Consider the following 23991-nt stretch of genomic DNA (forward strand, 5'->3'; position numbering starts at 1 on the left):
GGCCGGACTACGCCCCTGTTTGAGTGGCGCACATTATCCATTTGATCCGTTTCGGGCAATTCCCTGAACGGGCTTAACCTGCATTTCATGGCGCAAGTGGGGCAAGGCCCGCCGAAAAGGCCGGATCTGCCGGAATTTCCGCCGCAGTGTGCCCGCTTCAGGTCACGGATACTCCGATCAGCAGCGCATGAAGTTTCCAGACGAACAATCCATAAAGAGCGAGCCCGACCAGAATCACGCTGACATCGGACCATTTGCCCGGATCGCCCGAAACAAAGTCCGGCTGCCCGGCCCCCGGCCCGCGCCGCTTGACCGATATCCTGTCGAACACCGCCCAAGCCATGAAGGAGCCGAAAAGCAGTACGGAGGCCAGATCGCCGTTGGCGAGCAGATGGGACAGGGCCCAGAGCTTGATCGCAACCAGCATCGGATGTTTCAGGGCATTCCTGATCCGGCACGGGACGTAAGCGGCAACGAGAAAGATGAAGACCGGTATCATCAGCAGCAAGGTGACATGGCGCAGCCAGACGGGTGGGTCGTACAAGATCGGCGACCCGTCGAAGCGCGCGGCACCATAGCCGTAGACGATGAGGATGAATCCCGCTGCAGAAATCAGCGTGAAGGCGCCCTTGTAGCCATATTCACCGAGCTTCGAAATCAATCCGGATCGAAGGGCCGGTCTCGTCGGCACGAGATGCACCCCCAGAAACAAAACAAGTCCCGCAACAAGTAAAACCATTCCCGCTCTCCCTCAATTCACCTCAAAGCGCCCCAGCCGTCGCACACTGAACCTGCCCATCAGGCAAACAGGCACAGATACAGCGCAAACCCAGGTTAACCGGAGGCGACGCAGTCCTTGCAGGTACCGCGTAATTCAATTGTCGTTCTTGCCAGCGCGAAGCCCTGACTTTCGGTCCAGTCTTTCAACAGCCTGACCGCGTCGTCAGGTGTGAACTCGCGCACATCCCCGCATTTTTCGCAGATGGCGAAAGCGGCTGAACCGTGCCCGGTGCAATCCTTGTGGCTGCAGGCCACAAATGCATTCAAGCTTTCCAGGCGGTGGACTATTCCGAATTCGACCAGCTTGTCGAGCGCTCTATAGACCTGAAGCGGCGCCCGGAAGCCATCTTCGCGCAGAAGATCCAGAATGGCATAGGCCGTCAAGGGACCACCCGCTTCGGAAAGAGAGCCGAAAACCAGGGCCTGGTTTTTCGTCAGTTCGTGTTGAGCATGCGTCCTCACGGCCGGTCTCCTCGCGTCTTTGAAACCATCCTTCTCACGATTAGCCCTCCGGGGACAAGGCTGACCGCAAACAACACCATGGCCGCCACGACAATCGACGGGCCGGACGGCGTGTCGTAGTGCAAGGACGCATACAGGCCCCCGACGGCCGACGCGGCGCCTGTGAGCCCAGCGACAACGGCCATCTGCTCCGGCGTCGATGAAAGCCGGCGCGCGGCGGCCGCCGGAATGATCAGCAGTGCGGTGATCAGCAGCGCACCGATGATCTTCAGCGATATGGCAATCACCACAGCCGTCAGCACCATGAAGACCAGATCCGTGCGGTCCGGCTGCAGGCCCTCCCCGGCGGCCAAATCCGGACTGACCGTTGCCGCAAAGAGCCGCCGCCAGATCAGCGCCAGCACGCACAATACAAGCCCGCCGCCGCCGTAAATCATGGCGATGTCGATCCTTGTCACTGCAAGGATATCGCCGAAGAGCAGTCCCAGCAGGTCGACACGAACCCACGTCATGAAGGCAAGGCACACCAGCCCCAGGGCCAGCGCCGAATGGGACAGAAGCCCCAGGAGCGCGTCGGACGACAGAGTGTCGCTGCGCCGCAGGAAAAGCAGCAACACGGCCACAATGACGGAGACAACCGCGACTGTCAGAGTGGTGTTGACCTCCAGCAGCAGCGAAAGCGCGACCCCCAGGAGAGCGGCATGGGAAAGCGTGTCGCCGAAATAGGCCATTCGGCGCCAGATGATGAAGCAGCCCAGCGGTCCGGCAACCAGCGCCACACCGACCGCGGCAACCAGGGCCCTTGTGAAAAAATCATCCAGCATTGCCGAGATCTTTGCGTTTGCCGGCTTCGTCCCGGCCGGTTGTGTCCGTTACATGCCCATCCATGGAATGATCATGTCCCTCTGCGGTGTGGTCGTGGTGGTCTCCCGGGCAATCGGAACACAGCGAGCCATCTGCATGGCGAACCTGCCCGTCCGCCAGATGAACGTGGTCATGATGATGTTCATAGACCGCCAGCGCGGTCCCGGCGCGTGCTCCGAAAAGTGCGTGGTAGCTGTCGCTCTTGCTGACATCGGAAGGCGTCCCACGGCAGCAGACATGGCCGTTCAGGCAGATGATCTGATCGGCGGCGGCCATGACGATGTGAATGTCATGGGAAATCATCAGAATGCCGCAGCCGAGAGAACTGCGAATTTCGGAAATCAGGTCGTAGATCGCGATTTCACCGGCATAATCCACGCCTTGCACCGGCTCGTCGAGGACGAGAAGATCCGGGTGCCGCGCGATGGCCCGCGCCAGCATGACGCGCTGGAGCTCGCCGCCCGACAGGGTCCGCATTTCCGACTTCATCAGCCTGGCGGCACCCGTCTGCTCAAGCGCCTGCCTGCATTGCGCGTCGGACAAAGGATTGGTGAGGCGCAGGAACCGCTGAACGCTCAGCGGCAGCGTCCAGTCGATGGCGAGCTTCTGCGGAACATAGCCCACCTTGAGACCGGGCCGTCTCGATGCACGCCCCTCGCTCGGTTTCAGGATGCCGAGCGCCATCTTGGCGGTCGTGGATTTTCCGGAACCGTTCGGACCGATCAGGGTGACGATTTCGCCTGGTGAAACCGTCAGGTCGACGCCGCGGACCAGCCAGTCCGCCCCCTTGCGGATGCCTGCCCGCTCGAGCCGTACCAGCACGGGCTCTTGCAAGGACACGGGTGCGAGCCCCGGTCCGGATTCTGGCTTTAAGTCTGGCTGTTTCATGGTATTGCGAGCCTGGAACGCCCGTCCTGCGAAGCGTGCATCTATGTTATGTTGTAACACACATAGCGGTCCCGCCCGCCGCTTGCAACTTCCACCGGCGATGTTTATTCCTCGGAACGGTTGGACGGGAGTTGAGTTTACACTGCGCAAATGAATTTTCGGGAACAGGCATATGATTTTTCCATGCATTCTGTCCGGTGGCATCGGTTCGCGGCTCTGGCCCATGTCACGCACAGACCGGCCGAAGCAGTTTTTGACCCTGTTTGAAGGCGAAAGCCTTTTCCAGAAAACCTGCAAGCGCGTCAACCAGCCCGGCTTTGCCGCCCCGATCGTGATCGGCAGCAACAATCACCGCTTTCTTATCGGAGAACAGCTGGTCGAAGTCGGTCTGGAGGCAAATTCAATCCTGCTGGAACCGGTTGGCCGAAACACGGCCCCCCCTGCGCTCATGGCGGCCATTATCGCCGCCGAGACCGACCCGGAGGCGCTTGTGCTGCTGCTTCCCTCCGATCACCTGATCAAGAAAGAAGACGTTTTCCTTGATGCCGTCTTTACTGCCGAGGAAGCTGCCAGGAACGGCGCCATCGTCACTTTCGGCATCACGCCGAGCGAGCCCAATACCGGCTACGGCTATATCAAGGTTGCCGCAGGCGACGCCCCGGTCCGGCCGGTGGAGGCGTTTGTCGAAAAACCCGATCTTGCCCGCGCCGAATCCTTCCTGAAGGACGGCGGATATGTCTGGAATGCCGGCATATTCCTGTATTCGGCGAAAACGATGATCGAAGCGTTCAAGACATACCAGCCGGAGATGTACGAGGATATTGCCGCGGTCATGAAATCCCGGCATGGCGACCTGGACTTCACGCGTCTCGATCAGGAGAGTTTCGAAAAACTCGCCGATATCTCCATCGATTACGCAATCATGGAAAAGGCGGAGAATGTCGTCTGCGCGCCGATAGCGCCGGAGTGGGACGATCTTGGTTCCTGGTCGGCGATCTGGACCGTTCTCGACAAGGACAGCGACGGCAACTCCGCGCTCGGAGATGCGCGCTTTCTGGACAGCACCAATTGTCTTGCCTACGCGGGCCGCGGTCTGGTCTCGCTCATCGGCCTTGAAGACGTCATGGTCATCGCCACCACCGACAGCGTTCTCGTCGCCCACAAGGACAAGGCCCAAGACGTGAAAAAGGTGGTCGAGCAGCTCAAGGCGGAAGGCCGGACAGAGGTGGATATCCATCCGCGCTCCTACAGGCCGTGGGGCTATACCGAACGCATCAACGCCGGTGACCGGTTTGCCGTCCAGTCGATGATGATCAAACCCGGCAAACGCCTCAGCCTGCAGAGCCACCTGCACCGGGCGGAGCACTGGGTCGTCGTTTCCGGAACCATGGAAATCACCATCAACGGGCAGACCAGGCTGCTGACGGAAAACCAGTCGGCTTATGTTCCCCTTGGTGCGCAGCATACGTTGCACAATCCGGGAAAGATCCCGGTTCGGATGATCGAGGTCCAGTCGGGAACCTATCTGGATGAAGACGATATCTTGCGGCACGAAACATCACAAGAAACCTGACTTACCACTCAGGCCTGTGATGCATTCTTGCCTTCCATCCTGATTTCCGGCAAGACTTTGCGCCGAACGGACCGCGTCGGTCCCCTGCCTGCACCGAGACCGGGAACAGCCCATGCACCACGTCTTCATATGCGACTATGTCCGGACGCCGATCGGCCGTTTCGGCGGCATTCTCTCCGGCGTGCGTGCCGACGATCTGGGCGCGATCCCGATCGAAGCGCTGATGGAGCGCAATCCGGACACGGATTGGGCGAGTGTCGATGACGTCTTCTACGGCTGCGCCAATCAGGCCGGGGAAGACAATCGCAATGTCGCGCGCATGGCAGCGCTTCTGGCCGGACTGCCGGACACTGTTCCAGGCCTGACGCTCAACCGGCTGTGCGGTTCGGGAATGGATGCGGTCCTGACAGCCGCCAGAGCCATCAAGGCCGGAGAAATCGATCTGGCAATCGCGGGCGGCGTAGAGAGCATGTCCCGTGCGCCCTTCGTTATTCCGAAGGCGGAAACCGCGTTTTCCCGAAATGCGGAAATTCACGACACCACGATTGGCTGGCGCTTCGTCAATCCGCTGCTGAAAAGCCAGTATGGCATCGACTCCATGCCCGAGACGGCGGAAAACGTTGCCGAAGAATTCGGCATTTCGCGGCAGGATCAGGATGCATTCGCCCTGCGCAGCCAGGAACGCGCCGGGAAGGCACAGGCCTCCGGCCGTTTCGCCGAGGAGATCGTGCCGGTGATGATCCCGCAGCGCAGAGGCGATCCGGTGCTGGCCGATACGGACGAGCATCCCCGCCCCGGAACGACGCGGGAACAGCTTGCCGGCCTAAAGACACCGTTCCGGGACAATGGCTCGGTAACCGCCGGAAACGCTTCCGGCGTCAATGACGGTGCAGCCGCGCTGCTGATCGCCTCGGAAGCCGCCGTCGCGAAATACAATCTCAAACCGATCGCCCGGATTGTCGGCGGCGCCACGGCTGGCGTTCCGCCACGCATCATGGGGATTGGCCCTGCCCCTGCCACGCGCAAGCTGTGTGCCCGGCACGGAATCGCGCTCGCCGAGTTCGATGTGATTGAATTGAACGAAGCTTTCGCCGCTCAGGGTATCGCAGTCATGCGCGATCTCGGCCTGCCGGAAGACGGTGAGCATGTCAATCCGAATGGCGGCGCCATCGCCCTCGGCCATCCCCTTGGCATGTCCGGTGCGCGTATTACAGGATCAGCCGCGCTTGAATTGAACAAACGCGGCGGCAAACTTGCACTCGCGACAATGTGCATAGGTGTCGGACAGGGCATCGCAATCGCACTGGCCGCCGTCTAGGGTCTGGATTCAGGTTTTTCCGGGTTTCGAATGAATTCGGTGGCGTCGGGACCGTCAGCTCTTTGGCCTTACGGTATCCGGTGCATATCGGATTTAAGCAGGCAGCGCGGAGAGCCTCTATCGAGGTTCGTCCTGCATGCCGGGCTATTCAGGTGCGCGACTGTCTGGCCATCTTGCGCTCGACCTCATCAATCCTTTCCGAAAGACCTTCGAACAGCAAAGTCGGCATTCTCAATGTCCTGATATAGACAGACAGGACTTCATCCACTGCATCCCGAAGGTTAACGTCGCGGGCTTCCAGATAGGCTCCCACAGCCAGATCCCTCAGCTCCACCGCATCTGCAACCAACGGCCGTACAAGATGGACAGTCCGCTCGGGCTCGTTCGCGACAAAAAGTGCAGAAAAGACCGAGAAAGACACGAAAACAAAGATATGGAAATTTCTAAGCAAATAACGCATCACAACCCCAAGCAATGGTTAATAGATTATTAATCTACCCAAGGTCGTAAAACATGCTGTTCCTGCACACAACAGGTGTGGTGCGATTTTAAGTTGTATTTTAACGAGTTTGGTTAATTTCGCTCGCTGTATACATTGCGTCACAAAACAAAAGGCGCCTCCCATGAAGCGCCTTGTGACCTGTTACCCATCGCTCGTTCTCGCCGTAGCTATCACCTCTGCCACGTGCAGTGCCGACTTGGGAACCGCAAATCCCCTGAAATTGCGCCGTCATTGCAGGGCTTGATACTGCAATCCATGCCACGACATCAGATCAGGTCAGGCTCGAGTGCGTGGCAAAGAAGCGGCGTGGATGCCATGGCATGACGAGGAAGAAATGTTCTTCTGGTCGCCGAGACAGGACGCGCGGTTCCTCTTGCCTCATCCCCGGACGCGCGAAGCGAGAGCGATCGGGTCAGCTTCGGCCATGATGCGCATGCCAGTGCCAGGCGATGTCGATCCGCCGGGCAACCCAGACGTCCTCATGGGCCAGGATATAGTCGAGGAAACGGGCAAGTGCGGCTGCGCGGCCCGGTCGCCCGACCAGACGGCAATGCAGGCCGACATTCAGCATTTTCGGCGCGCCGTCCGACCCTTCGGCATAGAGCGTGTCGAAGGAGTCCTTGAGATAGCTGAAGAACTGGTCTCCGGAATTGAACCCCTGGATGGCGGCAAAGCGCATGTCGTTGCTATCGAGCGTATAGGGAATCACGAGATGGTCACCGTTCGGACCGTCGACCCAGTAGGGCAAGTCATCCGCGTAGCTGTCTGAATCGTAGAGAAAACCGCCCTCCTCCATGACCAGGTCCCGGGTCTGCATGGAACATCGGCCGGTGTACCAGCCGAGAGGTCTGGCGCCGGTCACCTCTTCATGGATGCGGATCGCTTCCTGAAGCTGGCGACGCTCCTCCTCCTCGTCCATGTCTGCGTATTCGATCCACTTCAATCCGTGGGAGGCGATTTCCCAGTCGGCTTCCTTCATGGCCTCCACCACATCGGGATTGCGCTGCAGCGCAGTCGCCACACCGTAGACCGTGACCGGCAGGGAGCGCTGGGTGAACATGCGCCAGATCCGCCAGAAGCCGGCGCGCGAGCCGTATTCATAGATCGATTCCATGTTCCAGTGACGCTTGCCCGGCCAGGGCTGCGCCCCGACGATTTCCGAGAGGAAAGCTTCGGATGCCGGGTCACCGTGCAGGATGTTGTTTTCGCCGCCTTCTTCGTAGTTCAGCACGAACTGAACCGCGATTTTCGCTCCCCCCGGCCATTGCGGATCCGGCGGTGTCCGGCCGTATCCAATCATGTCGCGCGGATAAGAATCGCTCATTTTTCACTCCAGGCAGTCTTTCGCTTTCGACAAAAGAGCGCATCCGGACAAGCCGTGCAAGCATGCAGACAATCGTCCTTGGCAAAAATGCCGGTAAGTAAAATTTTACAGGAGCTGTTACCGGGGTTTTAGAAGCTGCGACGCTATAAATCGCCTCTCAAACAAGGAGAACGTCATGACTGAAAGGCCCGAAGAGATGAAGCTCTCATCCGCAGGATTGCTGCTTCTTCTTGCGGCTGCCGCCATGACGCTGTTCGCCGATTTCGACCCGCGCCAGACGAACGGCGCCAAGGCGAACGTCGTCTACCGGACGCTGGCAGACTAAAGTTCAAATATTTTCAGTGGCGGCGGCCGCCCGCCGCGACCGGCAGCGGCTTGAGATCGTTTTTCATGCGCATCGGGCGGGATCTCGACGGGGTCGCGCCTCCGGCATCGTTTTCACCAAGCAGCATGATGGCCGATCCGATGACGACGGATCCGAGCGTGATCACCAGCGCAATGGCCAGCATGATGACCGGGAGAACCGGATCGTCGGAATTGAGCACCAGCACACGTAAATTGCCGATGTTGGCCCAGAAAATTCCGGCAAGAACCAGGCCGGCGACAGCAATTCCGGCAGTAGCGTTGATTGCCAATAATCTGAACAGGGGATCGCGCGGCAGTTTCAGCCGGCCGACAATCTTGCCAATCCTGTCCATCTCGCCGTCTCCCGATGCTGCAATTGCGAATAGAACTCACTCCATTCTAACGCCCGCCCTGCACCTTCAACAAGCTGTCAAAAGGAGCGATCAGGATCGAAGCGGTTTGGATTGACGGATTTTGTTGCCCAAACATGGAAAAATTGTGCGTCGCACTCTTGAATGAAGAGGTGAAGGCATATATTTGTTCGATATATCGGTCCGGTATATGTGACTTTTGACAGGTCTGCCGAGTGGGCTCTTCCTGTCATTCCATCACGCTGGAAGGACCGTCGATCCGGGAGAGAGCTCCCGGCCGCGGAGAAATTGATGAGCGTACGCAGCCTATGTCTTGCAATCCTGTCTTTCGGGGATGCCACCGGATACGAGATCCGGAAGGAGTCCACGGACGGTCGGTTCAGCTATTTCGAAGACGCGAGCTTCGGGTCGATCTATCCGGCCCTGGCGCGTCTTGAGTCGGAAGGGCTGGTGACCGTGCGCGAGGAACCGCAGGCCGGCAAACCCGCACGGAAGGTCTATTCGATCACCGAAGCCGGGCGGGCGGAATTCATAAGCTCACTTTGCGAACCCCAGGCACCGGACACCTTCAAATCCCCGTTTCTGCTCATCGCCCTGAATGCGGCGCAGCTTCCGCCGGAAGTCGTCCGCCGCGCGCTGGAGCGCCGCAGGGCTCAGGTGCAGGAGGAATTGCGCCTGCTGACCGACACACACAAAGACACTGCTTGCCCGCACCCCGGCTCCGGATGGACACGGGACTACGGCATTGCCTGCATGAATTTCACCCTCACCTATCTGGAAGAACACGGTGAGGCCTTGATCAAAATTGCTGAAGACGCAGCCAGCCCACATACGGCGGCCGCTGAGTAAGCCTGAAGTTTCGGAGACAAGACATAATGCGTGTGAAACTTTCCTACGTCCTGGCAGCCGGACTAGCGGCAGGCATCGGTTTCTGGATGTACACCGGCACGGTGGTAATCGGCGGCGTGGGCGACGGCGAAAATGCGGCGCCGACTCCGGCTCTGCGCGTCAGCCAGGCGACCAGCGCCCCTTTCCGTGTTCAGGTTCAAGAATTGGTCGCTCAGGACCGCCGGGCTGTTCTGGAAGTTCGCGGGAGAACGGAAGCCGAGGCGAAGGTCGCCGTGCGGACCGTGACCACCGACACCGTGGTCGAACGCCCGGCCCGCGAGGGCAGCCGTGTGTCTGCAGGTGATATCCTTTGTGTCCTTGACCGGGGAACCCGTGAGGCAAGCGTGCTGGAAGCGAAGGCCGTGCTGGCCCAGGCAAAACTCGACCACGATGCGGCCACGCAGTTGAACAGCAAGGGCTTCACCGCCGAAAACCGTGTAGCCGCCGTCCTCGCTCAGCGCGACGCTGCCAGGGCCCGCCTCAAGGAGGCCGAGCTCGAACTCCAGCGCACCGTGATAAAATCCCCCATCGACGGCGTTATCGAAAGCCCGATGGCGGAAGTCGGAGCGCATCTGGAAAATGGCGATATCTGTGCGACGGTGATCGATTCCGATCCGATGATTGCCATCGGGCAGGTGTCCGAACTGGAAATCAGCCACGTCTCCGAGGGCATGCCGGCGACGGTCAAGCTGGTGACCGGTGAATCCCTCGACGGCAAGGTGCGCTACATCTCGCCATCAGCCAATCCCGACACAAAGACGTTTCGCATCGAGATTGAATTGCCGAACGCGGACGGCAGGGCCCGGGACGGTGTCACCGCTCTCACAATGCTGTCCCTGCCGGCTGAAAAGGCCCACTTGATCTCGCCGGCAATTCTGACGCTCAACGATGCGGGACAAGTTGGAATTCGCGGCGTGGACGAAAATAACAAGACCGTCTTTTATCCAGTCAAGGTTCTCGGCGGCGACCAGGACGGCATGTGGATCGGCGGACTGCCGGACAAAGTGACCGCCATCACCGTTGGGCAGGAATATGTCTCGGACGGACAGATTGTGGAACCGGTTCTTCAGACCGCAGAGGTCAGCAAATGATAGACTTGCTCGAAGGCGTTCTTCGCCGCCCAAAGACTGTTTTCGTCATGATGCTGGCGCTGATCATCGCCGGTACGGCGACCTATATTTCCATTCCGAAGGAAGCAAGTCCGGATATCGACCTGCCGATCTTCTACATCTCCATCACCCAGCAGGGCATTTCGCCGGAAGATTCCGAGCGTCTGCTGGTACGGCCGATGGAGACGGAGTTGCGCGGGTTGGACGGCCTGAAGGAAATCACCGCGATCGCGTCGGAAAGCCACGCGGGCATCGTCCTTGAATTCGACATCTCGTTCAACAAGGACGAGGCGCTGGCGGATGTGCGCGACAAGGTCGATCAGGCAAAGAGCAAGCTTCCGGACGAGGCCGAAGAGCCGACCATCACGGAAATGAACTTCGCACTGGCGCCGACGATGATCATCGCCCTTTCGGGCAATGTTCCAGAGCGTACGCTCTATCAGCACGCCCGCAGGCTCAAGGATGAAATCGAGGCGATCGACTCCGTGCGTTCGGCGGATCTCACCGGCCACCGGGAAGAGCTGCTGGAAGTTCTGATCGACACCCAGAAGCTGGAATCCTATTCGATCACGCAGCAGGAACTGCTCAATACGCTGCAGCTCAACAACCAGCTGGTTCCGGCCGGTTTCATCGACGGCGGCAAGGGCCGGTTCAACGTCAAGGTTCCCGGTCTCGTCGAAACGGCTGAAGATGTTTACACCCTGCCCTTGAAACAGAGCGGCGAAGGTGTCGTCACCCTGGCAGACGTTGCCGAAATCCGCCGCACGTTCAAGGATGCGAACGCCTATACGCGCGTCAACGGCAATCCGGCGATCTCCCTTCAGGTGGTCAAGCGCATCGGCACGAACATCATCGAGAACAACACCGCCGTGCGGGAGATCGTCGAGAAGGCATCGGAAGATTGGCCTGAGACGATCCGCGTCGACATGATGCTCGACCAGTCGAACAACATCTTCGAAGTGCTCGGCTCGCTGCAATCCTCGATCCTGACCGCGATCTTCCTGGTGATGATCCTGGTGCTGGCCGCGCTCGGATTGCGATCCGCCCTGCTTGTCGGCCTTGCGATCCCGACCTCCTTCATGATCGGCTTTCTCATCCTCGGCGGCATCGGCCAGACGGTCAACAACATGGTCATGTTCGGCCTCGTGCTGACGGTGGGCCTGCTTGTCGATGGTGCGATCGTGATGACCGAATATGCCGACCGGAAGATCCAGGAAGGCATGGAGGACCGCGAGGCCTATATCCGCGCCGCAAAGCTGATGTTCTGGCCGATCGTCTCCTCGACCGCGACGACACTGGTGGCCTTCCTACCGATGCTGTTGTGGCCAGGTGTCGCCGGCGAGTTCATGAGCTATCTGCCGATCATGGTGATCATCGTCCTGACCGCGTCGCTGTTCACAGCGATGGTGTTCCTGCCGGTGACCGGCGGCATACTGGCTCAGGTCTCGCACTGGATGAGCCGCCATGCCACCGCGCTGCTGGCCCTGACCATTGCATTGCTTTTCGCTCTCGCGGTGATCGCAGGCCCGTTCGTGCCACTCGCGCTGTCCGGGTTCGTTTCAGCCGGTCTGATCCAGCCCGTGACAATCCTGCTTGGCATTCTTGCCTTCGTCGTGATCGGCTATTTCTCCTACCGCATCCTGCGTCCGTTCGTTCGCTGGTCGCAGGCGCGCGCGGCCAAACGCGCCGAGCTGGACAGGATAGAAGCTGCCAAACTTTCAGGATCGGAGGCCTTTGACGTCAAGACCGTTCGCGGCTTCACCGGCATCTATGTGCGGATCCTGAAGCTGTTTGCCGGCAACCCCATCGGTAACGTCGCTGCGATTCTTCTGCTGGTTGTCAGTTGCGCCGCCATCATCGGCGCCTTCGTGGCCAATCCCACCGGTGTGCAGTTCTTCATCGATGAGGAACCGGAACAGGCCGTCGTGCTGGTTTCGGGCCGGGGCAACATGTCGGCGGGCGAGGCCCGTGATCTGGTCGTCCAGGTGGAAGACAGGATCATGACGATCCCCGGCATTGAAAACGTCATCACCAATGCATTTCCTCCGGGCGGGTCTTCCGGCGGTCCGGCGGTCGGGGATGTCCAGGACAAGCCTGCCGACGTGATGGGCGAAATCAACATCGAGCTTGCCGATTTCTGCTGCCGGCGCGTGGCGAAGGAAATCTTCGCCGATATCCGCACCCAGACGGCGGATATCCCCGGTATCAAGGTTGAAACCCGCAAGATCGAAGGCGGGCCGCCGACTGGCAAGGATATCCAGCTTGAGGTCAAGTCGACCGACTATGACGACATGGTCGCGGCGGTTGCCAAAATCCGGGACCACATCAACGGTGAAGAGGTCCTGATGGATCAGGAGGACGACCGTCCCCTGCCCGGCATCGAATGGCAGATTTCCATCGACCGGGAACAGGCCGGCCGCTACCAGGCCCATATCGCCTCTGTCGGCAACATGGTCCAGCTCGTCACCAACGGTGTCCTGATCGGGACATACCGGCCGGGCGACAGCGAGGACGAGGTGGATATCCGCGTCCGGCTGCCGGAAAACGAACGCAGCATCGGCCGCTTCGACCAGTTGCGCCTGCAGACCAGTCTCGGCCTGGTGCCGATGGCGAATTTCGTCAGCCGCGTACCGGCGCCGAAAGTGTCAGAGATCGTTCGCCGGGACGGGCTCTATTCGATGATGGTGAAAGCCACCGTCAACCCGGAGTCCGGGTCGAACCCGACGGAACAGGTCGCGGCGTTCCAGAGCTGGCTGGACGGTCAGACATGGCCGGAGAACGTTTATCTGAAGTTCCGCGGTGCGGACGAGGACCAGCAGGAGTCGGGCGAGTTCCTGATGAAGGCGATGGTTGCCTCGCTGTTCCTGATGTTCCTGATCCTGCTGACCCAGTTCAACTCGTTCTACCAGACATTCCTGACCCTCTCGACGGTGATCCTGTCGGTCTTCGGCGTGCTGCTGGGCATGCTCATCACCAACCAGCCCTTCTCGATCATCATGACCGGGACCGGGGTGGTGGCGCTGGCGGGGATCGTGGTGAACAACGCCATCGTTCTGATCGACACCTACAACCGGTTCATTGAAGACGGACTGCCACCGCTTGACGCGATCCTGAAAACATCCGCCCAGCGAATCCGTCCGATCCTGCTGACCACGATCACCACCATCGCGGGTCTCATCCCGATGGCGACCATGGTCAACTTCGACTTCTTCAACCAGGTGATCGCCTATGGCGGCATTACAGCGGTGTGGTGGGTGCAGCTGGCAACGGCGGTAATTTCCGGCCTCGCCTTCTCGACCCTGCTAACCCTTCTGATGATCCCCGTGATGATCGCAGCGCCAAGTGTGTGGTCCAATCTGTTCGCGACCATCTTCGCCTTCTCCCAGCGCAAACTGGGCTACGCGATGCTGCCGGCCACAGACGGAGCACATGCCGATACGCTGCAGGAGAACAATGACAGGGCTGCCGCGACGGTCGTTTCCCTGCCGAAACCGGCTTCACCCAAGCTTCCCCCGCAAGAAGATCTGCCGCACGCGGCGGAATGAAGCCACGACAAAACATGAGGGCCGCCGGTATCCGGCGGCCCTTTTCGCTGAAAAGGTTGTCTTCTCACCGTCGTCATCCAGGTCTGGCGAAACGCGAGACCGGTGAGTCACGAGACCTTTTGTTCCAGTGACCTTTTCCCACCGACAAACATTGCCTCTCCGATCTCTCATCCGTACCGCATCCGGGACGACGAACGGACGTTTGCCACTGAACTGAGTGCACCGTGTTCAGTCCTGTGGACGCTTTCACTTGAAATCCGCTCCGGCTACCCATATAGTTGCTTAATACAACTATATGGGTTTCAACATGACCACAACCTCTCCCGCCCTCGTCAAGGACGTCCGCGCCGCCTCCCGGAAGCTGGTCCGGGAATTCGGTTTTCTCGACAAGACCATCGCCGGAACCAACCTTTCCGGTTCGGGTGTTCACGCCATCATGGAAATCGGGCTTCATCCGGGCATCACGGCCAAGGAACTGGCAGCCAGGCTGAAACTGGAAAAATCCACCATCAGCCGGCTGCTGAAAACGCTCGAAAAGCGGGACGAGATTGAGCTGACCCGGTCCGAGACGGACCGCCGAGCCTTCGGTTTGAACCTGACGGCGGAAGGCAAGAAGACCTTTCGGACAGTCGATCAGTTCGGTGAGCGACTGGCGCGCGGCGCTCTTTCAAGGGTAAGGGGGATGACAGCCGAAATCGTGGCCCAAAGCCTCTCCGCCTATGCCGATGCGCTGCCGTCGCCTGACGAGGCTACGGACGGGTCGCACCCTTCCCTCGAGATCGTGGAAGGCTATCAGACCGGTATGATCGGCGACATCGCCGCGATGCATGCCCGCACCCACGGGCCGATCGTCGGCATGGGACCAGCCTTTGAAAGCGTTGTCTCAAAAGCCATGGCCGAGTTCATGCCGCGTATCGGCAATCCGGCGAACAACAGCTGGTGCGTTGTAGAGGACGGACAGATCATCGGGTCGATCAGCATCGATGGCGAGGACCTTGGTGACAATATCGCTCATCTGCGCTGGTTCATCCTGTCGGAGCGCCTGCGCGGCAAGGGGCTCGGCAAGGCCCTCCTCCTGAAGGCACTCACCCATTGCGACAGGCTCGGATTTGACGAAATTCATCTCTGGACCCTGAAGGGCCTCGAAGCCGCCCGCGGCTTATACGAAAAACACAGCTTCGTGCTGGTCGAAGAATATGTCGGCGATCAGTGGGGCAAGGCGGTCACCGAACAGAAATTCATCCGCAGACGGCCGAAGTAACAGCGCTTATCTCCCGTGACGGAGCAGATGTTTGCCCGTAAGCACCCCTGACAAACTTCGCTTGTCCTAATCTACCCAAAGCGTCCGTTCCTGCCATGGCGGCGGTACGACAAGCCGGCCCGTCCCGGGCGCTTTACTCCCGTCCAGATTCAGAAATTGCCACGCGGTGGCCCAACCTTCAGGGATTTCATAAGGGGGCGCAATCGGGCACCGGGGCAGGAAACCGAAGCGCCCGTAGTATTCCGGATCGCCCAGAACAAGCACTTGCACTACCTGCCAGGCTTCCAGACGCTCCAACCCGGCCCGGACCAGACGGCTGCCGATGCCCTGCTTGCGGACGGAGCGCGCGCTGCAAAGCGGTCCAAGCAACGCGAGCGTATGCCCCCCCGGTTCGGCGGTACATCTGGTGAAGATCACATGACCGACAATATCATCGCCGGAAACCGCCAACAGCGACAGGACACCTTCCTGTGCCCGGAGCAACTGACGGACCAGTGGAACAAGGTCCTCCTCCGGAAAGGCCGACCCGTAGAGCGTTTCGATAGAAGGTAAGTCGGCTTCCGTGCCAGGGCGCAGATCTGTGTCTTTGCTCACGACTAAGGCTCCTCGGGGAGTGTTCCACCTTGTATCGCCGGGTCCGGTTGCCAAGACAAGCGGATATCCGTCTTCAGGCGGGAGGCGGGACCGGCCCCCGCCCGCCGGTCACGTTTCATCCCTTGCAGATAGAATTGCCGCCATCGCACAGCATAGCCGATCCCGTGACGAACGATCCGGCATCGGACAGCAGGAACATCGCTGCCTTGGCGATTTCCTCCGGGGCCGCCATGCGCTTGAGCGCGTGCAGTCCTGCGACATAGTCATGAAACGCAGGGTCATCGCCGGCCATCTCCGTTTTGGTCCCTCCCGGCAACAAGGCATTCACGCGGATGTTGTCCGCTCCGTGTTCCACTGCAAGAACCTGGGTCAGACCGATCAGACCGGCCTTCGCCGCCGCATAGGCCGCCATCCCCGGCAGACCGATGGTGTGACCGACAAAGGAGGAGGTGAAGACGATCGATCCACCCCCACGGGCCAGCATTGCCGGGATCTGATGCTTTGCCGCCAGGAAGGCGCTGGTGAGATTTGTCGTGACGACCTCGTTCCAGCTTTGCAGGGTCATTTGCGGAACAGGGCCCATGTCGCCGAGCATTCCGGCATTGTTGAAGGCTGCGTCCAGTCCGCCAAAAGCCTCTTCGGCGGCCCTGACGGAGTTTTCCGAAAAGTCCGGGTCCGCGACATCGCCTGCAAAAATGCAGATCCGTCCGGCTGCCTCCGGCAGCGCGTTCCTCACCTCTTCCAGCCTGTCCTCACGTCGGGCGGCAAGCACGAGATTGGCGCCCTTGTCGGCGAAAAGCCGTGCAGCGGCCGCACCGATGCCGCTGCTGGCGCCGGTAATCAGAACAGTTTTTCCGGTTAACATGTTTTTGGCTCCTCAAGATTTCGAGGGCCTTTAAATGAACGGCGATCCGGTCTCGGGAAACCCGAAACGCGAGCGCCCGGGTCTCCTCAAGACAGATCTAGCCGCCGTGATCCTTGTCCCGATCACCGAGATTGTCGAGATCGGTGTCGCATTCGTCCCCATCGTCATCCAGGACCATGGAAGCATCAGCCAGGACCAGTTTGCGGTGCGCCCGCCAGGAAAACGGAATGCTCAGCAGATACAGCACCGACCCTCCGGCCAGCATGCGGAACGGATAGCTGACGACGAGTGCCACGATCAATACTGCGACAACAAACAGCGGCAGGACGAGGTCTCGTCGCACACGGGTGCCGATCGACTTGCCGGAATAGGTCGGCAGACGGCTGATCAGCAGGAACGCGATGGCTATCGTATAGAAGGCTACGAAGGCTTCGTCGGCAAACCAGTGCGGAAACAGCCCGAGAAAGTCGAGGTAGAGCGGCAACAGCACCGTCAGCGCTCCCGCCGGTGCAGGAACACCTGTGAAGAAGCGATGCGCCCAGGCCGGTTTTTGCGGATCTTCAAGCGCCACATTGAAACGGGCAAGGCGGAGGGCCGCGGAAATCGCGAAAATCAGCGCTGCGATCCAGCCGAGCGACCCCGCGTCTTTCAGGATCCACAGGTACAGCATCAACGCCGGAGTAACGCCGAAGTTGACGAAATCGGCAAGCGAATCCAGCTCCGCCCCGAAGCGGGACGTGCCTTTCATATACCGCGCGACCCGGCCGTCGACGCCGTCGAGAACCGCTGCAAGAAGGATGGCGCCCACTGCGAAGTCCCAGAACCCTTCATAAGCCATGCGCACGGCCGTCAGGCCGGAACACAGGGCCAGAAGTGTGACAAGGTTCGGGATAATCAGACGCATGGGCACGCGGCGGAAACGCGGTTGCCGCCGTTGTTGCACCATCTTGGGTTCGGGAGTTTCAGTCACAACGCCCCTCAGCTGACACGGGTCAGAGGCTGCGAGGGAGCTTGCGGTTGCGCCAGGTCGGCAAGGATCGTCTCGCCGGCAATCATGGTCTGGCCGAAGGCAACCTTCGGCACGGTGCCCACCGGAAAGTAGACATCCAGCCTGGAGCCGAACCGGATCAGGCCGAAACGGTCGCCGGTCGAGATCGTCTCCCCTTCGCGCACGAAACAGACAATCCGCCGGGCGACGAGGCCCGCGATCTGCACCACTCCGATCTGCGTATCGCCTGCCTCGATCACCAGACCGTTGCGCTCGTTGTCCTCGCTCGCCTTGTCGAGGTCGGCATTGAGAAACTTGCCGGCGCGATAGGCGACACGGGTGATCCTGCCGCCGAACGGCGCACGGTTCACATGGCAGTTGAAGACATTCATGAAGATCGACACCCGCATAAGCGGTTCGTTGCCGAGTTCCAGCTCTGCCGGTGGCCTGGTAAGCCCCACTTGACTGACCACCCCATCCGCCGGTGAAATCACCAGGCTGTCGCCGACGGGGGTTACCCGCTTGGGATCGCGGAAGAAGTAGCAGATCCAGCCAGTGAAGATGAGCCCTATCCAGAACAGCGGGTCAATGAACCAGCCGATGACCAGCGTCGCGACCAACGCAATCGCGATAAAGGGCCAACCCTCCCGGTGGATCGGGACCATCGCCTTGGAGATTGAATCTGCAATCGACATTGTAACTTTCCGCTTTCAGAACAGGCGCGTTTCAGCTCGGTAAATGCACCGGTTGCGTCTTTTTTTCTCCCCTCGCTTCTAGAGGCTTTTGCAGCGGAAGAGAACAGGCTTTGCGGAATTTCAAGCGCTTTTCAAAGCACTTTGCCCGGATGCCCCTGCGGCGGCCTGCCGGTAATCGGTTTCCCAGTAAGCCGGACGACCGAATTTGGAGATCAGGAAATCGACGAAGGTGGTGATCTTGGGCGGAATGAACCTGGTCGGCGGATAGGCCGCATAGATGCTGCCGGTGCGGGTGATCGGATAATCCTCCAGCAATTCCACCAGCCGGCCGTCGCGCAGGTCCTCCCAGACATGCGCCAGAGACTTGACCGTCAGACCGAGACCGTAAATCGCCGCATCATAGGCGAAGTCGCCATTGTCACCCGAAATCACGGGAGATTCCGCCTGATAGGCAATCTCGCCATCCGGTCCGCTGAAATACCACACGGGCATGGAATCAAAACCGATGCAATCGTGATGGCGCAGGTCATCCAGCGTCTGCGGTGTTCCCTTGCGGGCAAGATAGTCGGGGCTGGCGCATAAAACGCGGCGATTTCCGCCGAGCTTGCGGGCGATGAGGCTGGAATCGGGCATCGGGCCGCCACGGATCCCCAAGTCATAGCCTGCTTCCAGAAGATCGACCATCCGGTCTGTCATGTCGACCTGAAGGTGGAGATCGGGATAGAGCTGCCGGTATTCAGCCAGGTGAGGCAGGATGTGCTTGCGGCCGAAGAAGACGTTGGACGATATCCGCAAGGTGCCGCGAGGCGAATCTTCCGCCGCATCGATCAATGCCTTGGCCTGGTCCATCTCGCGTACGGCGGAGCCGGCATGACGCAGGAAGACCTCGCCGGCCTCCGTCAACCGCGTGCGCCGGGTGGTCCGGGACACGAGTTGGGCTCCCAGGTTCTTTTCCAACGTGCTGAGCCGGCTGCTGGCTGCGGAAGGCGACAGGCCGATTTCACGCCCGGCCGCGGACAGACTGCCGAGTTCGGCGACACGTTTGAAGAATTTCAGGTCATCAAGGCGCATTATTCGAAACTTTCGAAAGATATCTTTCAAATTAGCCCAATTCTTCAACCAAATGCAACATGCGATAACCTCCGCACCGACACGGAGACCCAAGACGATGATGCACACAGGAGACGAATACGAGGCCCGCGCCCGAAGCGCCAGACATGCCGAATTGAGAGTACTGGTCAGGGCAGTGTCCGGATTTCTGTTCCGCCCGCGGCCCGCGCACGATACAGGCCGCCCTCCCCTTGTCGGGCGCAATACATGCGCCAACGACCAGGTGCCCAGGAAAGACCGCGCCGCGTAGCGCCCGGTCAGTCCCTTCTGGCCTAGTTTTCCGGCACGTAATCCGCTGTCTGGCCGCGTGTGACGATACCGAGCTCGTCGTTCTCCCGCGCCGCCCGCAGCCGCTCCTCGGCTTCGTCCGCTTCGCGCTGGCGCGCCCACATGGATGAATAGAGCCCGCCGCTGTCCAGCAGCTCCGTATGGGTTCCACGCTCGGCGATCCGGCCGGCTTCCAGCACGATGATCTGATCCGCATTGACCACCGTTGAAAGCCGGTGGGCGATGACCAGCGTCGTGCGGTTCTGGGAAACCTCGTCCAGAGCGGACTGGATTTCCCGTTCCGTGTGGGTATCGAGCGCGGAAGTCGCCTCGTCGAGGATCAGGATCGGCGGCGATTTGAGGATCGTGCGGGCAATCGCCACGCGCTGTTTCTCGCCGCCGGACAGTTTCAGTCCGCGTTCGCCGACTTCCGATGCATAGCCTTTCGGCAGTTTCTCGATGAAGTCGTGGATCTGCGCCATACGCGCTGCTTCCCGGACTTCTTCGTCGCTCGCATCAGGACGGCCGTAGCGGATGTTGTAGGCAATGGTGTCGTTGAAAAGCACCGTGTCCTGCGGAACCATGCCGATGGCGTGGCGCACGCTTTCCTGGGTGACATCGCGCAAGTCCTGCCCGTCGATCTCCACTGACCCTCCGGTCACGTCATAGAAGCGGAACAGCAGCCGGGAAATGGTCGACTTGCCCGCTCCGGAGGGACCTACGATCGCGATTGTTCTGCCGGCGGGCACCTCGAAGTCGATCCCCTTGAGGATTGGCCGGTCGGGATCGTAGTGAAAGCGGACATCCTTGAAGGTAATCGTGCCTTCGACCGCCCTGAGAGGAGCGGCGTCCGGCTTGTCATAGATTTCCGTTGGAACAAGCAGAAGATCGAACATGGATTCCATATCCGCCAGTCCCTGCCGGATCTCGCGGTAGAGGAAGCCGATGAAGTTCAGCGGAATGGAGATCTGCATCAGCAGTGCGTTGATCAGGACGAAGTCGCCGATGTCCTGCTCGCCTGCCAGAACCGCCCTGGCGGACAACGCCATGCAAGCGGCCATGCCAATCCCGAGGACCACCGACTGACCGAGGTTGAGCCACGCAAGCGACGTCCAGGTCTTGGTGGCCGCGCTCTCGTATTTCGCCATGGATTCATCGAAGCGCCGCGCTTCCATCTTCTCATTGCCGAAATATTTCACGGTCTCGAAATTCAACAGGCTGTCGATGGCCTTGGAGTTGGCGTCCGTATCGCTGTCGTTCATCTCGCGCCGGATTTCGATGCGCCAGTTCGAGCATTTGATCGTGAACCAGACATAGGCAACAATCATCACCGCGACGATGATGACGTAGACAAAGCCGAACTGATACCAGATGACCCCGGCCATGAGGGCGAATTCCAGAACCGTCGGGATGCCGTTCAGGATGGTGAAGCGGACAATGGATTCAATGCCCTTGACGCCGCGCTCGATGACCCGGCTGAGCCCGCCTGTCCGCCGGGCAAGATGAAACCGAAGCGACAGTTCGTGCAGATGGCGGAAGGTCAGAAATGCGAGCTGGCGCACGGCGTGCTGCCCCACCCGGGCAAACAGCGCGTCGCGAAGCTGATTGAAGGCGACAGCCAGAATGCGGGCGGCGTTATAGGCCAGCACAAGCATGACCGGCGCGACGAGGAAAGCCGGCAGGTTCGGCGTGCCCTCTCCTGTCAGCGCATCGGTTGCCCAGGCGAAGAAGTAGGGAGAGAGCACCGTGACGAATTTGGCGATGACCAAGGCGAAGATGGCCAGCAGGACACGCTTTTTCAGGTCGGGGCGTTCTGACGGCCAGATATAGGGCCACAGATTGGCAAGCGTCGTCAGTGTGCTGCCTTCATCGGCATTCACCGCCTTGACCTTTGCCTGTTTCGGATGGCTGCCTGATGCCGCGGCAGATGGCTTTCGCGGCGAGGTGGCTGATGGATCTGTCAAATAAAATCTCCGGACTGCCGGGGCAGCCTGCAACTCTCTATTTTGTGGTGAGAACGGACGGTTCGTCTGAGGGAAGACCGGCCGGTTCCGAGGAATTGAGACGGGACCAGAAATCGTTCGAGCTCTGTTCAGCCTGGCGCAGCTTGTCCCGGTTCAAGAGATAGTGGCAATTGCGCCCACGGGTATCGCAGGACAGAAGTCCGGCGTCCTTGAGCACCTGCAGATGCTGGGAAACGGTCGACTGGGCGAGCGGCAAATGACTCACGATTTCCCCGCAACAGGCATCGGTCTGCCTGGCAAGCTGCCTGACAATCGCAAGACGCGCAGGGTGGCCGAGAGCCCGGAAAATGGCGGCGAGTTCCTCGCAATTCGACATTTCCGCCTGCGGCGCTGCGCATTTTGTGTCCGCCGGCGATCCCGCCCCGCTCATTTTTCAGCTCCCTGGAGGAAACCCGCAGAACCTGCTTTGGCGCGATGCCGCGCGACAGCCGGAGAACCGGATTTCAAGGTTGAACCGGACCGCCTGCGTGCGGCGAAACGCGCGCAGGAATCCCGATAGATCTTATCGGTGATATGCGATGAATTATCCCCAAGACAAGGGGTGCGATCAAAAAGGACAGCAAGCCGGATATGGTTTCCTGTCCTTTTTCCTTGAAAAACCCGGACTGAAATCAGCCGTTATCGGCCGGTGGCTTCGGCCAGTTCAGGTCGCCTTCCGGTGTCAGGAACACCTGTCCCGGATAGATCAGGTCCGGATTGCGAATCTGATCCTGGTTGGCCTGGTAGATGGTGGAATAGCGAAAGCCGTCCCCATAGAGACGACGGGAAATCCGCCAGAGATTGTCGCCCTTGCGGATGATGACCACCGGCAGCGATTTGCGGACGTCAGCCTCCTGGTCGCCACTGCCGCCGCTGGCGCCGGTCGCGACGACCTTGGTGAGAACAATCTGCTGGTCCTGTTCCTTTTCAAAGGTCACCGCCGCGCGGGCATCCACCGAGTTGCCGTCCTCACCGATCAGGTCGGCGCGGATTTCGACATTGCCCTCGGCAACATTCTTGGTGCCCTGCACCAGCCATTTTCCACCGGAATCGATCCTGGATTCACCCTGAAACTCGTCGCCGACATAGACCCGGACGGAGGATCCGGGTTCGCCGGTGCCGGCGATGTAGACCTTGTCTGTTTCCGATTCGACCGCTTCGACCGTGACAGTCGGCGCCGCATCACCGGCCGATCCGCTGTCCACGGTGGCAGCGGGCGACTGAGACGTTTTGCCATCGGCGGTTTCAAGGGCGGTCTTGGAAGCGGCAGGCTTGTCTTGAGATGCGTCGGCTGCCGCTTCCTGTTCCCCGGTAGCGGCCACCGGTTCGTCGGACGGAGTTGCCACGGCAACATCCGTTGCCGGATCGGGAGTTGCCGTTGCAGTGCTCTGTTGATCGGGAACGGCAGGCTTGTTCTCCGCGGTGGCCGGTTCGGCGGAAGCGACCACTGTTTCAGACGCGCCGGCTTCCGTCTCGTCCGGTTTCGCCGTGACGTCGGCCACCTGTTCTTCGCTTGCTGCAGGTGCATCCGCGCTCTGGGCAACTTCCTGCGCCGTATCGGGAATTTGAAGAATGTCGGACGGGCCTTCCGGCGAATTCAGGACGACGAGCGGCTGTTGATTCCCATCGTCGGAAAAGGAGACTGCAACACGCTGTTCGGATTGCGCGATGGCCTGACCCTTTTCGTCATGGACTTCCAGACCGACGTCATAATCGCCGGGCTTCAGCGGTTCGTCGAGAATGATGGTCCACTCTCCCGCTTCGTTGGCGATGCTCTTGCCGACGACTTTTCCATTGGCGGTCAGCGCAACGATCGCGCCGGGCTCGGAACGTCCGGCGACGACGGTTTCACCGGTGGGTTCGACGCCGACCACGTCGAAGCTCGGCACTTTCGCGGCAGCTTCGTCAACGGCCTGATCCTGCGGGTCTGCCGCAGCTGTCTGGCCGGTTTCTTCTACGAGAGACTGGTCATCCGAGACAGCCGCCTGATCCTGCGACTTGCCGTCGGTCACGGCCTGCGTGGAAGTGGTCTCGGCGGGCGTCTGGAACGGCAATCGGCCGGTCTCGTGATAGACATACCCCGTCACCGCCGCTGCGGCGGCCGGCACCGCTACGATCAAACTCCAGATCAGTGTCTGCTTGTTCATTGCTCATCCCATCAGAAAAGCAAACGGAAACTCCGGAGCTTTTTCTGAAACTGTCCCCTTCAGTGCGGAGCGGCGGTTGCGCCGTCGCATAA

General features: G+C 60.0%; 22 protein-coding genes. 7 read left to right on the plus strand and 15 right to left on the minus strand.

What is annotated here, in order from left to right:
* Positions 1-157 precede the first annotated feature (157 nt).
* The 4 genes from Q1B40_RS12350 to Q1B40_RS12365 form a co-directional block, all read right to left on the minus strand.
* Positions 158-739 carry an NnrU family protein gene (locus Q1B40_RS12350; protein ID WP_299814564.1) on the minus strand — a complete coding sequence of 194 codons (582 nt, stop codon included), beginning with the start codon at positions 737-739 and terminating at the stop codon, positions 158-160.
* A gap of 95 nt (positions 740-834) precedes the next feature.
* Positions 835-1242: a Fur family transcriptional regulator gene (locus tag Q1B40_RS12355; RefSeq protein WP_299814567.1), complete on the minus strand. Its 408-nt coding sequence runs from the start codon at positions 1240-1242 to the stop codon at positions 835-837.
* Entirely contained in the window at positions 1239-2066 is an 828-nt protein-coding gene (locus tag Q1B40_RS12360) for a metal ABC transporter permease (RefSeq protein WP_299814570.1), read from the minus strand. Before Q1B40_RS12360 ends, Q1B40_RS12355 begins: the two co-directional genes overlap by 4 nt.
* Positions 2056-2994, minus strand: a complete 939-nt coding sequence (locus tag Q1B40_RS12365) for a metal ABC transporter ATP-binding protein (protein ID WP_299814573.1) — start codon at positions 2992-2994, stop codon at positions 2056-2058. Before Q1B40_RS12365 ends, Q1B40_RS12360 begins: the two co-directional genes overlap by 11 nt.
* A gap of 172 nt (positions 2995-3166) precedes the next feature.
* On the opposite strand from Q1B40_RS12365, the gene Q1B40_RS12370 reads away from it, so the two are divergent.
* Together Q1B40_RS12370 and pcaF are read left to right on the plus strand one after the other, a co-directional pair.
* On the plus strand, positions 3167-4567 hold the full coding sequence (locus Q1B40_RS12370) for a mannose-1-phosphate guanylyltransferase/mannose-6-phosphate isomerase (RefSeq protein WP_299814576.1): 1401 nt from the start codon (positions 3167-3169) through the stop codon (positions 4565-4567).
* 112 nt (positions 4568-4679) lie between these two features.
* A complete protein-coding gene (pcaF, locus tag Q1B40_RS12375) occupies positions 4680-5885 on the plus strand; it encodes a 3-oxoadipyl-CoA thiolase (protein WP_299814579.1) in 1206 nt (401 codons plus the stop codon).
* 148 nt (positions 5886-6033) lie between these two features.
* Here pcaF and Q1B40_RS12380 read toward each other — a convergent pair whose 3' ends face one another.
* Complete coding sequence (locus Q1B40_RS12380; RefSeq protein WP_299814581.1) at positions 6034-6219, minus strand: hypothetical protein; 186 nt, start codon at positions 6217-6219, stop codon at positions 6034-6036.
* Positions 6220-6799: 580 nt separating this feature from the next.
* Positions 6800-7711, minus strand: coding sequence for an allantoinase PuuE (puuE, locus tag Q1B40_RS12385; RefSeq protein WP_299814583.1), 912 nt, complete (start codon positions 7709-7711; stop codon positions 6800-6802).
* A gap of 175 nt (positions 7712-7886) precedes the next feature.
* Here puuE and Q1B40_RS12390 point away from each other — a divergent pair, with 175 nt between their 5' ends.
* Positions 7887-8036: a hypothetical protein gene (locus Q1B40_RS12390; protein WP_156510613.1), complete on the plus strand. Its 150-nt coding sequence runs from the start codon at positions 7887-7889 to the stop codon at positions 8034-8036.
* Between the two features lie 13 nt (positions 8037-8049).
* On the opposite strand, the gene Q1B40_RS12395 is transcribed toward Q1B40_RS12390, so the two are convergent.
* Positions 8050-8409 (minus strand): hypothetical protein, encoded by a 360-nt coding sequence (locus Q1B40_RS12395; RefSeq protein WP_299814586.1) that lies wholly within the window; start codon positions 8407-8409, stop codon positions 8050-8052.
* Positions 8410-8718: 309 nt separating this feature from the next.
* Between Q1B40_RS12395 and Q1B40_RS12400 the strand changes: the two genes are divergently transcribed.
* From Q1B40_RS12400 to Q1B40_RS12415, 4 genes are all read left to right on the plus strand, one after another.
* Complete coding sequence (locus Q1B40_RS12400) at positions 8719-9276, plus strand: PadR family transcriptional regulator (RefSeq protein WP_299814588.1); 558 nt, start codon at positions 8719-8721, stop codon at positions 9274-9276.
* Positions 9277-9302: 26 nt separating this feature from the next.
* Positions 9303-10406: an efflux RND transporter periplasmic adaptor subunit gene (locus Q1B40_RS12405; RefSeq protein ID WP_299814591.1), complete on the plus strand. Its 1104-nt coding sequence runs from the start codon at positions 9303-9305 to the stop codon at positions 10404-10406.
* Complete coding sequence (locus tag Q1B40_RS12410; protein ID WP_299814594.1) at positions 10403-13969, plus strand: efflux RND transporter permease subunit; 3567 nt, start codon at positions 10403-10405, stop codon at positions 13967-13969. Before Q1B40_RS12405 ends, Q1B40_RS12410 begins: the two co-directional genes overlap by 4 nt.
* A gap of 307 nt (positions 13970-14276) precedes the next feature.
* Positions 14277-15230 (plus strand): bifunctional helix-turn-helix transcriptional regulator/GNAT family N-acetyltransferase, encoded by a 954-nt coding sequence (locus Q1B40_RS12415; protein WP_299814597.1) that lies wholly within the window; start codon positions 14277-14279, stop codon positions 15228-15230.
* 66 nt (positions 15231-15296) lie between these two features.
* Here Q1B40_RS12415 and Q1B40_RS12420 read toward each other — a convergent pair whose 3' ends face one another.
* The 8 genes from Q1B40_RS12420 to Q1B40_RS12455 all read right to left on the minus strand — a co-directional run bounded on the left by Q1B40_RS12420 (position 15297) and on the right by Q1B40_RS12455 (position 23899).
* Positions 15297-15824 (minus strand): GNAT family N-acetyltransferase, encoded by a 528-nt coding sequence (locus Q1B40_RS12420; protein WP_299814600.1) that lies wholly within the window; start codon positions 15822-15824, stop codon positions 15297-15299.
* A gap of 115 nt (positions 15825-15939) precedes the next feature.
* Positions 15940-16689, minus strand: coding sequence for an SDR family oxidoreductase (locus Q1B40_RS12425; protein ID WP_299814603.1), 750 nt, complete (start codon positions 16687-16689; stop codon positions 15940-15942).
* 97 nt (positions 16690-16786) lie between these two features.
* Positions 16787-17593 carry a phosphatidylcholine/phosphatidylserine synthase gene (locus tag Q1B40_RS12430; protein ID WP_367279117.1) on the minus strand — a complete coding sequence of 269 codons (807 nt, stop codon included), beginning with the start codon at positions 17591-17593 and terminating at the stop codon, positions 16787-16789.
* Positions 17594-17667: 74 nt separating this feature from the next.
* Complete coding sequence (locus Q1B40_RS12435) at positions 17668-18372, minus strand: phosphatidylserine decarboxylase (protein WP_299814606.1); 705 nt, start codon at positions 18370-18372, stop codon at positions 17668-17670.
* Between the two features lie 120 nt (positions 18373-18492).
* Positions 18493-19443 carry a LysR family transcriptional regulator gene (locus Q1B40_RS12440; RefSeq protein ID WP_299814609.1) on the minus strand — a complete coding sequence of 317 codons (951 nt, stop codon included), beginning with the start codon at positions 19441-19443 and terminating at the stop codon, positions 18493-18495.
* 311 nt (positions 19444-19754) lie between these two features.
* Positions 19755-21629 carry an ABC transporter ATP-binding protein/permease gene (locus tag Q1B40_RS12445; protein WP_299814937.1) on the minus strand — a complete coding sequence of 625 codons (1875 nt, stop codon included), beginning with the start codon at positions 21627-21629 and terminating at the stop codon, positions 19755-19757.
* Positions 21630-21750: 121 nt separating this feature from the next.
* Positions 21751-22143, minus strand: coding sequence for a helix-turn-helix transcriptional regulator (locus Q1B40_RS12450; protein ID WP_299814612.1), 393 nt, complete (start codon positions 22141-22143; stop codon positions 21751-21753).
* A 241-nt stretch (positions 22144-22384) separates the two neighbouring features.
* Complete coding sequence (locus tag Q1B40_RS12455; RefSeq protein WP_299814617.1) at positions 22385-23899, minus strand: LysM peptidoglycan-binding domain-containing protein; 1515 nt, start codon at positions 23897-23899, stop codon at positions 22385-22387.
* Positions 23900-23991 lie beyond the last annotated feature (92 nt).

The sequence above is a fragment of the uncultured Roseibium sp. genome (genome assembly GCF_947496995.1).
Lineage (GTDB): Bacteria > Pseudomonadota > Alphaproteobacteria > Rhizobiales > Stappiaceae > Roseibium.

Bases quoted from the DNA above. Each gene is read 5' to 3' on its own strand.
- Q1B40_RS12350 (WP_299814564.1), bottom strand. From the start codon at position 739: ATGGTTTTACTTGTTGCGGGACTTGTTTTGTTTCTGGGGGTGCATCTC.
- Q1B40_RS12360 (WP_299814570.1), bottom strand. From the start codon at position 2,066: ATGCTGGATGATTTTTTCACAAGGGCCCTGGTTGCCGCGGTCGGTGTG.
- Q1B40_RS12365 (WP_299814573.1), bottom strand. From the start codon at position 2,994: ATGAAACAGCCAGACTTAAAGCCAGAATCCGGACCGGGGCTCGCACCC.
- Q1B40_RS12370 (WP_299814576.1), top strand. From the start codon at position 3,167: ATGATTTTTCCATGCATTCTGTCCGGTGGCATCGGTTCGCGGCTCTGG.
- pcaF (WP_299814579.1), top strand. From the start codon at position 4,680: ATGCACCACGTCTTCATATGCGACTATGTCCGGACGCCGATCGGCCGT.
- puuE (WP_299814583.1), bottom strand. From the start codon at position 7,711: ATGAGCGATTCTTATCCGCGCGACATGATTGGATACGGCCGGACACCG.
- Q1B40_RS12390 (WP_156510613.1), top strand. From the start codon at position 7,887: ATGACTGAAAGGCCCGAAGAGATGAAGCTCTCATCCGCAGGATTGCTG.
- Q1B40_RS12395 (WP_299814586.1), bottom strand. From the start codon at position 8,409: ATGGACAGGATTGGCAAGATTGTCGGCCGGCTGAAACTGCCGCGCGAT.
- Q1B40_RS12400 (WP_299814588.1), top strand. From the start codon at position 8,719: ATGAGCGTACGCAGCCTATGTCTTGCAATCCTGTCTTTCGGGGATGCC.
- Q1B40_RS12405 (WP_299814591.1), top strand. From the start codon at position 9,303: ATGCGTGTGAAACTTTCCTACGTCCTGGCAGCCGGACTAGCGGCAGGC.
- Q1B40_RS12410 (WP_299814594.1), top strand. From the start codon at position 10,403: ATGATAGACTTGCTCGAAGGCGTTCTTCGCCGCCCAAAGACTGTTTTC.
- Q1B40_RS12415 (WP_299814597.1), top strand. From the start codon at position 14,277: ATGACCACAACCTCTCCCGCCCTCGTCAAGGACGTCCGCGCCGCCTCC.
- Q1B40_RS12425 (WP_299814603.1), bottom strand. From the start codon at position 16,689: ATGTTAACCGGAAAAACTGTTCTGATTACCGGCGCCAGCAGCGGCATC.
- Q1B40_RS12430 (WP_367279117.1), bottom strand. From the start codon at position 17,593: ATGCGTCTGATTATCCCGAACCTTGTCACACTTCTGGCCCTGTGTTCC.
- Q1B40_RS12435 (WP_299814606.1), bottom strand. From the start codon at position 18,372: ATGTCGATTGCAGATTCAATCTCCAAGGCGATGGTCCCGATCCACCGG.
- Q1B40_RS12440 (WP_299814609.1), bottom strand. From the start codon at position 19,443: ATGCGCCTTGATGACCTGAAATTCTTCAAACGTGTCGCCGAACTCGGC.
- Q1B40_RS12450 (WP_299814612.1), bottom strand. From the start codon at position 22,143: ATGAGCGGGGCGGGATCGCCGGCGGACACAAAATGCGCAGCGCCGCAG.
- Q1B40_RS12455 (WP_299814617.1), bottom strand. From the start codon at position 23,899: ATGAACAAGCAGACACTGATCTGGAGTTTGATCGTAGCGGTGCCGGCC.